This is a genomic window from Dapis brunnea BLCC-M229 (genome assembly GCF_050015995.1).
Lineage (GTDB): Bacteria > Cyanobacteriota > Cyanobacteriia > Cyanobacteriales > Microcoleaceae > Trichodesmium.
Window position 1 is genome coordinate 1 of the sequence record NZ_JBNHEP010000158.1, and the last position, 13,332, is coordinate 13,332.

At 37.4% G+C, this 13,332-nt stretch carries 8 protein-coding genes; 3 read left to right on the plus strand and 5 right to left on the minus strand.

Features of this window, described 5'->3' with window-relative positions; all coding sequences use genetic code 11:
* Positions 1-725: 725 nt before the first annotated feature.
* From ACP6PM_RS18605 to ACP6PM_RS18620, 4 genes are all read right to left on the minus strand, one after another.
* On the minus strand, positions 726-1,892 hold the full coding sequence (locus ACP6PM_RS18605) for a pyridoxal phosphate-dependent aminotransferase (RefSeq protein ID WP_426587200.1): 1,167 nt from the start codon (positions 1,890-1,892) through the stop codon (positions 726-728).
* 304 nt (positions 1,893-2,196) lie between these two features.
* Positions 2,197-3,438, minus strand: a complete 1,242-nt coding sequence (locus tag ACP6PM_RS18610) for a damage-control phosphatase ARMT1 family protein (RefSeq protein WP_426587202.1) — start codon at positions 3,436-3,438, stop codon at positions 2,197-2,199.
* Positions 3,439-4,020: 582 nt separating this feature from the next.
* Positions 4,021-4,413: a hypothetical protein gene (locus ACP6PM_RS18615; RefSeq protein WP_426587204.1), complete on the minus strand. Its 393-nt coding sequence runs from the start codon at positions 4,411-4,413 to the stop codon at positions 4,021-4,023.
* Positions 4,410-4,778, minus strand: coding sequence for a hypothetical protein (locus tag ACP6PM_RS18620; RefSeq protein ID WP_426587206.1), 369 nt, complete (start codon positions 4,776-4,778; stop codon positions 4,410-4,412). Before ACP6PM_RS18620 ends, ACP6PM_RS18615 begins: the two co-directional genes overlap by 4 nt.
* A gap of 939 nt (positions 4,779-5,717) precedes the next feature.
* On the opposite strand from ACP6PM_RS18620, the gene ACP6PM_RS18625 reads away from it, so the two are divergent.
* From ACP6PM_RS18625 to ACP6PM_RS18635, 3 genes are all read left to right on the plus strand, one after another.
* Positions 5,718-8,318: a M1 family aminopeptidase gene (locus ACP6PM_RS18625; protein WP_426587208.1), complete on the plus strand. Its 2,601-nt coding sequence runs from the start codon at positions 5,718-5,720 to the stop codon at positions 8,316-8,318.
* A gap of 300 nt (positions 8,319-8,618) precedes the next feature.
* A complete protein-coding gene (locus ACP6PM_RS18630; protein WP_426587210.1) occupies positions 8,619-8,939 on the plus strand; it encodes a hypothetical protein in 321 nt (106 codons plus the stop codon).
* Positions 8,936-9,310, plus strand: coding sequence for an aspartyl protease (locus tag ACP6PM_RS18635; protein WP_426587212.1), 375 nt, complete (start codon positions 8,936-8,938; stop codon positions 9,308-9,310). The genes ACP6PM_RS18630 and ACP6PM_RS18635 overlap by 4 nt, the downstream gene beginning before the upstream one ends.
* A 900-nt stretch (positions 9,311-10,210) precedes the next feature.
* Here the strand turns inward: ACP6PM_RS18635 and ACP6PM_RS18640 are convergent.
* Positions 10,211-13,132: a tetratricopeptide repeat protein gene (locus ACP6PM_RS18640; protein ID WP_426587214.1), complete on the minus strand. Its 2,922-nt coding sequence runs from the start codon at positions 13,130-13,132 to the stop codon at positions 10,211-10,213.
* Positions 13,133-13,332 lie beyond the last annotated feature (200 nt).

Sequence of the window (13,332 nt, forward strand, 5' to 3'; positions counted from 1 at the left end):
AGGGAACAGGGAACAGGGAACAGGGAACAGGGAACAGGGAACAGGGAACAGGGAATAGGGAACAGGGAAGATATTTTTAGGAAAAAGGTACGAAAAATGATTTTGCTCAGAACTTTTACAACTGTTAACGCAGTTCCTCCGACAGGAGACTAACTGATAACTGAAATGACAACTCTAGCTTATTCTAAATAGGGCTTGCTGAATAATCATAAAAGCATTGAAATATAAAGGTTTTAGCTTTTTTGAATCTAAAAAAGTACGAGCTTTTCCCTTGATCGAACTCAAAAAGTTAGGATAAAAGGCAGACAACGGCAGAAAAACCAAGGGCAAATTCTGACTCCTACCTCCTCTATAATTCCTATTCCTCCTGACTCCTGAGTCTTGACTCCTGACTCCTACCCTTACCACTCATACTTTTTTCAGCAAACCCTAAATAAAGGGCAAGTTTATTTTCAGTAGATATCTCCTGAAGAATATTTTGAGGGGCTAGAACAAAACTACAAACAAAAATAGGCTCCTAGTTTTGCTCTAGCCAGAGATAGCTCAAAGGCAAAAATCATTGCGACTCGAACGGAGTTTCACGAAGCAATCTTAGAAATAAGACCGATAGCTTGAATTTTTGCCAGGCAAGGGATGTAGCTGCTGCACTTGCTCCGCCTTTCATGTCGCGCAGCGTTTACCTCCGGAATGCTTCGCAAACATGTCGGTGACAGCCGAAAACGCCTTTAGGTTGAAAAACGCACAAATTTATCTAACCTTGCCATCCCTTTTTCTATAGTTGCTAAGTCAGTAGCATAAGATATCCGAATATGATCGTCTGCTCCGAAAGCAATACCAGGAATAACAGCCACATTTGCCTCTTCCAATAAAGCTTTACAAAACTCCAGAGAACTATTACTAATCTTACTAATATTAACAAACATATAAAAAGCTCCCTCCGGTTGAATACAGGAAAGACCGGGTATACCATTAACTAACCGATAAATTACCTCTCGCCGTTGAGCAAAAGCTTGACGCATTTTCTCAACACAGTCTTGAGATGACTCCAATGCAGCGATCGCTCCATACTGAGCAAAAGTACAAACATTCGATGTACTATGACTTTGAATTTTCAATGTGGCGTTAATCAATTCTACAGGTGCTGCCAAATATCCTATCCGCCAACCAGTCATTGAATAAGCTTTGGCAAAACCATTACTAATAATAGTATTTTTAAATATATCTGAGCTAACCGCACCAATACTCAGATGTTGGGCATCATCATAAATAATTTTTTCATAAATCTCGTCTGAGACTACTAAAATATCTTTCTCTACTATTACTTCTGCTAATGCTTTAATTTCTGCTGGTTGATAAACCATCCCAGTTGGATTAGATGGTGAATTAAGCACAAATAATTTTGTTTTATCCGTAATAGCTTGACGCAGTTGCTCCGGTGTAACTTTATAACCAGTTTCAGCACCAGTGGTCAAAATTATTGGTTTTCCACCTGCCAGTTTAACCATCTCAGGATAACTCAACCAATAGGGTGCCGGAATAATAACCTCATCCCCTGGTTCAATTAATGCCAACATCAGGTTAAACAAAGAATGTTTACCCCCATTTGTGACAATAATATTTTCCGCTTTGTAGTTTAGGCCATTTTCCTCAGAGAGCTTATGAGCGATCGCTTCTCTAAGTTTAGGCTCTCCTGCTGCTGGGCCATATTTAGTTTTGCCTGCTTCTAGCGCCTTTTGAGCTGCTGCTTTAATATGTTCTGGGCTATCAAAGTCAGGTTCCCCGGCACTAAAACTACAGACATCTATTCCCTCAGCTTTCATTGCTTTTGCTTTAGCTGAGATAGCCAAAGTTAGGGAAGGTGATACTTTATCAACTCTTGCTGCCAGTTTCATTTTTTATCTGTTTAGGTGATTAAGCTTTCCATTTTAGGTTGGACAATAATTTGGTTCAACCTGGACTATTAGGAAATAATGACATTCAAAGTAATAAATTTAGTAGCAGATGTAGCGGATGTCTGTTTTTAAAGTTTTTAAGAAGATACTATAGCACTACCTGCAAATCAAAAGTTAAAAGTAATCTCTGTATACTCATAATTCTATCCACACCTCAATCTCCCAATCCCCCCAATCTCCCAATCTCCCCATCTCCCAATCTCCCTACCTCCCAATCTCCCTACCTCCCAATCTCCCTATCTCCCTACTCCCTCTTCTCTGGTATTACAAACTGAATTACACCCCACTGACCATTAGTTAACCATAAAGGGTCTTGTTCACTTAATATTTCGATTTGATCGGGTTCTAACCCAGTTGCTACTTCTGACTTCAAGGTACGCAAAGCAACAAATGGTGTGGGAAAATAATTAGCAATATCTGACAAAGGTGTAGTAAATAACCAGTGGCGATCGCCAAGAATGCGTCGATAATTAGCATCTCCTTTAATCAAAACTAAATTAGCTTTAGCTAACTCCTCCCTTAAAGACTGTGGCATTTCCCAAAAAGCTAGGGGAGCATTCCAAAAAAAGTCATCTCGGCAAATTAAACGACCAGAAGCAATATATTCTTGTAAGCGAGTTGCCAACATTCTGACATTTTCTGAGATATCATTAGCTAATGTTTCTAGAGTGTAAAAGACATCCTGACTCATGGCATCAGATACAAAAGTTGGGTGTGCTTTTAAATGTAGGTAAACAGTATTGGCAGTCTGAGTAGATAAAAGGAAGTCTATCAGAAAAAAATCGCAAACTAATTCAAAACTTGCGTTATCTATAATTAGATCGATGCGTTGTCCATGAATATTGTTTAAATAGTTGAGTAGATCGTAGGTATCATCTATTAAAATGTGAGTTTGTTGTTGGTGAAGGTCTCTATGAGTATTATCTCCTCCTACAAGTGGCCATAAACTAAGATCGACTTGATTACCCCATAAAGCAGTTTGAAGCAGAGTAGTTATACAGGTTTGATAACTCTGTTGTTGTGGTAAACCAATGTTTAAAGCAGCAAAGCGATTGCTAATTGTTCGGATAGCATCCATTGATTTTTCTAAACTTGAGCGTTTTTGATAGCCATAAGGGTCTATACCTTGCCAAATTCCAGGTATAAAATAATTGGTTGCTTCTAGTAAACGTCGGAAGAAATAAGCTTCAGCAAAATAAAATGGTAAATCAAACCAACTTTTGCCCTCAAAAGGTTTTAAATAGGATTCCCAGGCAACTAAATCTGGCCCTTCAATTTCTGCCAAAGGGCGTACCCATCCTTCAAATAAGTCTGCTACTAAAGATTCTAATTCTTGCACAATAGCTGGAGGAAAATCATTGTCTTTGATGACTCGTTCGATGACACCTGGTAACCTACAAACTATTGTATAATGGGCAAATGTATTTTCTGCTGAAGGCATTACTGGTAAAGGTAGTAAGAAGTCAGAGGTTTCAAATTCATTCATATATTTACTCATAAAAAAATTAGAGATGATTTATATTCAGTTTCAAAAATATTGCTACATTCAATTTTTTTTTAATGGGTAGTAGTGTGAGACACCTAAAATGTTGCAAAGTGTAGAGGCGGGTTCCCCGTTAAGTTAATGGTGTAACAAATTATTCAGATGAACCCACCCCAATAATAATTATGCACATTCGATCTTCTGTGTCAGTCTAGTAGAAAATGGCAACATAGAGGAATAAGTCATGATAATTTATGATTTTTTGTAAGGGTTTGGAGACCAAATTCCTACGTTGTGAAATATTCCCAAAACCGATGCTCCCTATTGCCTTTTTTACTGTAACTATCTTTCTTAAAATTTGCTATTAGGGTACAATTTTAGTATTTTTTTTAATAATTGCCGAGGGAATTTTTTAATAACGATTTTCATATTAATAATATCTGGTATTTTGCTCTCTTTTCTATTCCCGAAAAACCAAAGTTTAAAGCCACTATTTTTAGGGATAAAAAAGTTACTTTTAATCAATTAAATCCTGAAAAATTAGAGGTAATTATTAATTATTAATTACTTAATATACATTTAAAATCATCTTTTTTCTACAGATGCTAGTTTTTCTAAATTTGACATAACTTGCTCGGCTAACTTAAGCATTCTTGTAGTAATAGCGGGTAAATTATCAATATTATCATCATAATCTGCTTGGTTACGATTGAATCTTAAACGGGATAAATCTTTGCCTATTTTTTGCTTAAGTAAATCAGAGCTATGTCGGAATTGATTAATTACAAATTGATGAGTCTGTTGTACAGGAATAGTTATACCTTGACGATCGCGCAAATAATTTCTTGCCAAAATAAAAGCCGCGTAATAACCGCGACTAATAGCAGAGCGTAACCGAGCTTCTTCACTCGCACTCATCAGAGCTTTTCCAGCTAGTTGTTTGGCTAAAGCTAAATATTCAGAACAATTAAAACTCATCCTAAATGAATCTCCAATTTATGTTGAGCTTCTCTACAAATATGCAGTGACCAATATTCATCAAGTTTCCACAGTTTTTCTACTGCTTCATTGCATTCAATTTTGGTAAAAATTATGATGAATAGTTCTTCGTCATGTTCAGTTGCACCAGGGTCTAGATGAACTTTTAAACCTAAGCGATCACCTGGAAAATATTGATGAATTTTGTCTGGCGCTGTTAATAGTATTGGCAAGATAAAAGGGTATTTATTCAGAAACTGCCAAATTGCTTCTGCTTCTTTAAAATAATAAAGTTGCTGTAATTTATTTATACCGAAATGATAAATTTCAGTAATCCTTAAATCACAGATTTGTTGGTTAGTCATTATGATATTTATTGTTGAATATATTAATTATATAGCAGTGATTCAGGTTAGAAAATCCCTCTGTTGCCTGTTCTCTTTCAACACAAGTTTATTGTCTTAACAAAAAAACATATTGTTATAGAACAATTCTCATAATGGTAACGTACAAAATTATAGGTTTGAGGGAAGATACAGCAGAAAAGAAGAAAAAAAACTGTACTTCACAAACTTTAAAACCCTAGATAAAATAAATTAGTAAGTTAATAATATTTTAAACTTTTAGTAGTTTATCCTGGTTTATAGTATCAGGTTATACAGAGTTTTTCACGATTATGTATATGATTGAATCTAATTTTTAATAAATGTTAAGTAGGTAGCCAGCAATAAACTTAACTGTGTAAACAAATGTTTATGCAGCTTAAACTCTTGATATTTCTTCCACTCCATTCTAGTCACTAGGGAAATAGTGACATTTAAGCACCTACACAGAATTATTTACACAAGGGATGTTCACACAGCAAGAATTTCAGCTTCTCAAATGTATAATTTATTTTGTTTACCTGCTTAATTATGCCTTGCTACTTAGAGACTGTTTGTAAAATAAGTCTTAACAGAGCAAATAATGACTAAAATCTAAAAGCGGTAGTACTTCAAGAGATTGAAATTTCCTAGATACCAGAGGTTTAAAGGTACATATATTCCCAGATTTTTAACTTACAAATAGTTGTCTTGATTTCTTCCTCCCTCCATACCTATTCCCTATTCCCTGTTCCCTGTTCCCTGTTCCCTATATCCTTTTTATATTTCCTTTACAAACAGTCTCTTAAATTAACTCCCAATTGAGGATTGAGCTTCTGGGATAATTGTATAGTAATGTTCTACAATAATCTAAATATCGCTGTCAGGACTAGCATCACAAGAACTATTGCTTTGTCCAAAACATATTAATAATTATACCGAATGTCCAATATTTACTTTGATTCTGAAAATAATTCCAAATCCTTTGAATTACCAGGTGCGAGGCCACATTATAACCCTGACCGTCCAGGTCAAGTAGAGCATATTTTTCTTGACCTAGAACTTGACATTCCTAACAAAAGTTTCCACGGCACTTGTACTATTAGTTTAAACCCTGTCAGAAGTAACATTGATAAATTAACTCTTGATGCAGTTGACCTAGAAATTAATTCTGTTAAAATCAACGATACAGAACAAACTTTTGACTATGATGGCAACGAATTAGACATTTACCTACAACCAGTCACTACAACAGGTGAACAAATTAAAGTAGTGATCGCCTACAGTTCCAATAACCCGCAACGAGGTATTTATTTTATTGCTCCTAACGAACATTACCCAAACAAACCTACGCAAGTTTGGACTCAAGGGGAAGACGAAGACTCTCGTTTCTGGTTTCCCTGTTTCGACTATCCTGGTCAACTATCAACTTCAGAAATTCGTGTCAAAGTACCCCATAAATTTGTTGCTATTTCTAATGGCGAACTTATTCAGACTGAAGAGAGTGGAGATGATAAAATTTATCACTGGATGCAAAAGCAAGTTCATCCTACATATTTAATGACTTTAGCAGTAGGTAAGTTTGCCGAAATTCAAGATGAATGGAATGGTATTCCTGTAACCTATTATGTAGAAAAAAAACGCCAAGATGATGCTCGGCGCACTATGGGTAAAACTCCTCAAATGATAGAATTTTTTAGTCAAGAATTTGGCTATAAATATCCTTATCCTAAATATGCTCAAGTTTGCGTCAGTGATTTTATTTTTGGCGGTATGGAAAATACCTCGACAACTTTACTTACAGACAGATGTTTATTAGACGAAAAAGCAGCTTTAGATAACCGTAATTCTGAAAGTTTAGTTGCTCATGAATTAGCACATCAATGGTTCGGAGATTTGATAGTAATTAAACATTGGTCTCATGCTTGGATTAAAGAAGGAATGGCTTCCTACTCGGAAGTATTATGGACGGAAAACCAGTATGGTCAAGATGATGCTGCTTATTATCTTTTGAAGGAAGCTCGAAGTTATATTGCTGAGGATAGAGGTCGTTATCGTCGCCCCATTGTGACTAATATTTATCGAGAAGCGATCGAACTTTATGACCGCCATCTTTATGAAAAAGGTGCTTGTGTTTATCACATGATTAAAACAGAATTAGGAGCTGAATTATTTAATAAAGCTATTCATAATTTTGTTCAAAGTAATGCTCATCAAACTGTTGAAACTATCGATCTATTAAGAGCAATTGAACAGGCAACTGGAAGGAACTTACTATTCTTATTCGATCAATATGTTTTTCGCGGCGGTCATCCAGATTATAAAGTTAATTATGCTTGGGATGGTAATAGTAAATTAGCAAAAATTACTGTTACACAAATCCTAGCTAAAAAAGACAAAAATGCTGATGTAAGCAAAGAATTATTTGACCTCAAAATTCCTATTGCTTTTGGTTATCTGAAAGAAGAAAAACCAGAACTAATTAACTTTACTGTACGCGTACACGAACAAGAACAAACTTTCTATTTCCCCCTATCAGAAAAACCAAAATTCATCAGTTTTGATGTGGGTAATAATTATCTGAAAACAGTGAAATTAGAATATCCATTAGCGGAACTAAAAGCGCAATTACAATTTGACCCAGACCCCATATCTCGTATTTATGCTGCTGAAGCATTGGTGAAAAAGGGCGGTTTAGAAGTTGTAAAAGTGCTTTCCAAAGCACTGATAGATGAACCTTTCTGGGGTGTGCGGGTTGAAGTCGCCAAACAACTAGGGAAAATTAAACTAGACCAAGTTTTTGATGGTTTAGCTGTAGGTTTACAAGACGAAGATGCTCGCGTGCGTCGTGCTGTGGTAGAAGCACTAATACAGATAAAAACCCAAAAAAGTTATAAGTTGCTCAAGTCTTTGGTGAAAAATGGGGATGCCAGTTATTATGTGGAAGCTGCTGCTGTGTCTGGTATTGGAGATATTGCTGCTGCCAATGCTAATTCTGATGAAAAACCCATTGGGGAAAAAGCAATTAAGTTGTTGAAGTGGGTATTAAAAGAGAAAAAGGGTTGGAATGAGGTAGTGCGTTCGGGTGCAATATCAGGTTTGGGTAAGATGAAGACTTCTGAAACTGCTCTGAATCTGATTTTGAAATACACTGCTCTTAGTGTACCGCAAGCGTTACGTTTGAATGCCATTCGTGTTTTGGGAACTATTTCTACTGCTCAGTCTCCTGTTAATTTGGAACGAATTTTGCAACGACTGACAGAATTATCACGGGAAACGTTTTTCTTGACTCAAGTTTCTGTAGTTGCTGCCTTGTCGCAAATGGAAACTGCTGGAGCAATTGAAATATTGCAGAGTTTAGCTGACCAGACTCCTGATGGCAGGGTGCGTCGTCGAGCAGAGGAAGCAGTACAGAAGGTACAGAAAAATATTGGTTCTGACAAAGCGCTGAAACAGTTGCGTGACGAACTAGATAAGATGAAAAAGGAAAATCAGGAATTGAGGAGTCGTTTAGAAAATTTGGAAGCGAAGGCGAAAGTTTGAGTAGAGGAGTAGGGGAGTAGGGGAGCGGGAAGTGTGGGGAGTGTGGGGAGTGTGGGGAGTGTGGGGAGTGTGGGGAGTAGGAAGTTATAGTTGAACAGTCGTCATTGCGACGATAGGAAGCAATCTCATAGGTTTAAGAGATTGCTTTTTTCCACATTGTTATCTACTCCTTCTTCCTTCTTCCCTCTTCCTTTAAACGAATGCGACTTTTCAGTTGCTAAAGTTGAAAAAGTTGATATTTTGAGCAGACAAGATTAGAATTAAAGGTAAATTGACTAATTCTAAATTCTATAATTAAATATGACTCAAACAACACGCAGAAAAGTACCCAGAGGTACGTCACTATTTAGCGATCGCCCCCGTCTTTCCCCAGAAGAAATAGCAAGACAGAAAGCAGAAAATGAAGCTTTTGCCAATCGGTGTCGGGAAATTTTTTGGCAAGTTTATCCAGACTTAGTTAAGGAACATTACGACTGGTTTATTTATATCGAACCCGATAGTGGAGATTATTTTCTGGATAGCGATCGGGATGTTGCCCGCCAAAAAGCTAAACAAAAATACCCTAGTGCTTTATTGATGGCAATGTGCGTCAATGAAACAGGAGCAGTTGGGAAAATATGATTCAAGGATACTTTGGTGACAAAGGAGAGTTATTTTTTGAAATTGAGCTAATAGCTGCAGACGGTTCGAGAATAATAGTTGATGCTTTGTTAGATACTGGTTTTACTGACTGGTTGGCAATAGATACTCAAGATGCAGAAAGCTTGGGATGGCATTTTCAAGAACAAGAAGAAAGGCGGACAGCATTGGGAGTGGCAACTTTTAATTTGTACCAAGGTGCAGTTTGTTTTGACGGTCAAGAAATGAAACTTCCTGTTGTTGTTGGTGATGGAATACCAGAGATTTTAATCGGTTTGCCTTGGCTGGAAGACAGGCGGTTGGTAGTGGATAAAAAAGCTGGTATCCTCACTTTGCAGAGCTTTTCAGATTAATGAAAACTGCTATAGAAAGATTTGGCAATTTATATCATGTCCGGTTGAATAGTTATAATTAAAGCTTGTAGTTGGGCTTTAGCCCTATCTACAGTTCCGGCTAAAGCCCAACTACAAACAAAAACTTTTTTATCATATCATGTCCGGTAGCATCGGTATTGTATAGAGAAGGTAAGGAAGAAGGAAGAAGGAAGAAGGAAGAAGAGAAGAAAAAACCTTACATAAGGTAGATATTTACCCAACTTTTACACAAACGATACCAACGGACATGATATCACTGATTATCCAGACATGATATTAATGCTTTGCTGATTAATTAGCACATCCTAACTATTGGACAATAGATGAATAAAACATCAATCTGCGGAAAAGCTGGATTTTTTTCTACCTAAAAAGCCTAAAACCTTTGCCTGTAAATGGTTTTAGATTAAATTAGCCAGCCCTAACTATTGGACAATAGATGAATAAAACATCAATCTCGGAAAAATCAGCTATTGCTCTTTTTCAGTTATCGGTAGTTAGACAAAGATTTGGGCGGGAATAAACGGATTAATCATTTGGCATCTTCCGGGCTAGACAGAGATTCGGGCACGGATAAACGGATTAATTATTTGGCATTATCCGTGCATCTGTGGCAAAATTCGTGTCTTGCTCTGTTCAGGCGATAGTGCTACGCACCGCTACGCCATCGCTCCTATTCATATTTCCCACAAAAAAATTTTAGTAAAGGGTTGATTTTCAATAAATTTGTGCTATTATTTAGACAATGGGAAAGGTGTGCTCAGATATACTCTATTTAATTATTTGGCATCATCCGGGCAAGACAAAGATTCGGGCACGGATAAACGGATTAATTATTTGGCATCATCCGTGCATCTGTGGCAAAATCCGTGTCTAGCTCTATTGTTGTTGCCGACAAAGTTCGAGATTTTCTCGCGCCTTAATCGTGCGAGAATGTTCAGAACCCAATTTCTGTTCAAAAATTTCTATTGCTTGCAAATACAAATTTTCAGCTTCAGTACAACGCCCTTGGTCACGATATAAATTTGCCAGGTTGTTGAGGTCTCTGGCAAGGAATGGATGATTAGGAGGCAGCGCAGTTTTGTCAATTTCTATGGCTTGTAAAGAAAAGGTTTCTGCTTTACTGTAAAGCTTTTGGTGAAAGTATAAAAATGCTAAATTGTTGAGACAGGTGCTAACCGATGAATGTGTCTCTCCAAGCAGGCGCTTTCTCATTTCCAATGCTTCTTGATATAGAGGTTCCGCTTCTTCATAACGTCCCTGGAAACAATATAGAGATCCCATGCAGTTGAGGCTGTTGGCAATGTCTGGATGTTCCTCCCCAAGAAAGCACTTTCTCATTTCCAGTGCTTCTAGATGTAGAGACTCTGCTTCTTCATAGTACCCTTGCTTAACACATAGGTTGGCCAGGTTGTTAAGACTTTGGGCAATGGATGGGTGTGCCTCCCCAAGCAGTTGCTTCCTTATTTCTAAGACTTGGAGATCAAAAGTTTTTGCTTTATTGTAGCGACCCTGTTCATAGTATAAAGCTCCAAAGTTGTTAAGAGTTTCGGCAGTATTTAAATGTAGTTCTCCAAATAGGTGCTTTCTCATTCTTAATGCTTCTGCCAAAAGAGACTCTGCTTCTTCATAACGTCCCTGAACATTTAATAAAACTCCTAAGTTGTTAAGCACTTGAGCAAGTTCAGGATGATTTTCTGGCAAAGTTATTTTATTGATTTCTATAGCTTGTCTGTATAATAATTCGGCATCGTTGTATTTTCCTTGAGATTTATATAATAAAGCTAGGTTATTGAGGTCAATGGCAAGGTTAAGATGATTTTCTGGCAGAGCTATTTTATCAATTTGGCGTTGCTGAATTAAAGTATGAAAATAAAAATTGAATAATCTGAAGTATTTGTCATTCGATAGTTTAGCGACCGCCAACAAATACAAATCATACCCAAAAGCAGCAACCGCATCAATTTCTATGGCTTGTTTGTACAAGGGTTCGGCATCATTGTATTTTCCTTGGAAACGGTATGATTCTGCGAGATAGATATAGACACTTGCAACAGCAGGCTTGCCTTCTAGACATTGTTCTGCTATTTCTTTACACTTCTCATACCAAGATTGTGCCTTTGGGTAAAATCCTTGAGCGTCATAAAACCGACCTAACCCAACAAAAGGAGTAATTAAATGATCGTCACTCAAATACTCAGTCAAATTTTCTGCTACTTCTGCAACATGAGGAATATCAACTTCAACCTCCTCAACTTGCTCCAGTGTAATGTCATCAGGAATTTTCCGCGCCGCCTCCACCATCGCCACAACAAAACCACGTTTCAACTCATCCGCGTCTGGATATTTTCTCAATTTTATCTGCAAAAATTCCCGCACCAAAGGATGCAAACTATAAACCCCAGACTCAACTTCCTTGAGTAAATTCAGATTTAGCAAATCCCCAAGAGCAATTTTCCAAACCTGCTTTTCCTTATAATCTTCTATTCCATACAACGACAAACGAAAACGAATAGGTGCTAAAGCATACAACCCCAACCTCAAAGCTATTTCTTGAGTCTTCTTCTTATTCTTATTGAAGCTCTTCCAACTCAAAGCGATCGCCTCTGCCACACCATGAGGATAATTAATCAACTCGTTAGCTGACATAGCGTCGTGTTTCAGACTTTCTCCCTGTAAACACTGGAGCATTTCTGTCAAAGCTGAATTATCCATATTCCAAGATTCCCAATACTCATCCAAATACCGCCCCACCAATTCGATCGCCAGAGGCAAATAACCCAACCATTTCAAAAGCTCCCTTGCTTTCCAAGGTTCCTGCAAAACTTTTTCTCTACCCAATATTGACTTTAACAACTCCATCGCTGCCAAAGGTTTCAAAACATCCAGACGCAACTCCCGAAAAGCCGAACCAAAACTTTTACGAGTCGTCAGCAGTACCCGAAACCGAGAGTCTGGAGGTAAAAAAGGCTTAACCTGAGATTTGTAGTCAGTCACATCATTATATATAAGTAACGCCTCACCCCCAGACCAATATTGCCAACAGTAGCGCAACCTTCCCAGTAAGTCTTCATCTTCCGGTAGAATAAGTCCGAGATTATTCTGAGCAAACCTGAGTATCTGAATACCCACATTCTCCGCAGGTACTTCCAACCAACAGATACCACCAGGGTAAGCAGACTTATGAGCAAGAGCGTATCGACGAGAAAGTTCCGTTTTACCCACACCCCCCATTCCCGAAACAGAAGCAACAGCAACCCGTCGATCATTTTTTAGCAATTCGTGGAGTTCGGCAAGTTCCTTTTCCCTACCCACAAAAACCTTATTGTCTAACCATTCCTCCCCAGGAATATTGTATTTTTGAGTTGGAATAGTTGTATCAGACTTAGTTTGTTTTTCACCACCAGATTTTGATTTTCGTTTCTCCCACTCTTGCTCTAAAAATTCTAAATTTCTTTGCTTATCCGTACTCCACAACTTCAGCACAAACTTCCATTCTTTTGCACCCTGAGTTTTTTCCCGTTTATCTTCCAAAATCTGTAAAAATTCTTCCAGTTGTTTCAGGACTGCACTAATTTGGTCTGTAGTCAAATTTTTACCATCATTTTTGTATTTTTCAGTCAAATTTGCCAAATATTTCAGTTCAGTTTTGACAAATAAATCGGCATCTTTACCCTGCCAGTTTGCTTCTATTTCGACACCAGATAAATCTGTTAATTCCTGATTAACAAATGCTAATAAAGCCTCCAATAAAAATTTGGCATTTTCTTTAGCTTTTAGTCCTTTAGATTGTCTTGGCATTTTTGCAACTTCCTTGAGAAAGAAACTTCGGGGAATCCCCAAACTTTTATTCCCCGAAGTTAGTGTTTTGTCAATTATAGCAAGGCTTTCAGGAATCTATCAAAACTGTTGCTTCGGGGTATATCCCCTAAGTTTTAATTGACTCATTAAATTCAAACAGACAAAAAGTCATGTAGCAATTCTTTAAATCTGTGAGGTAC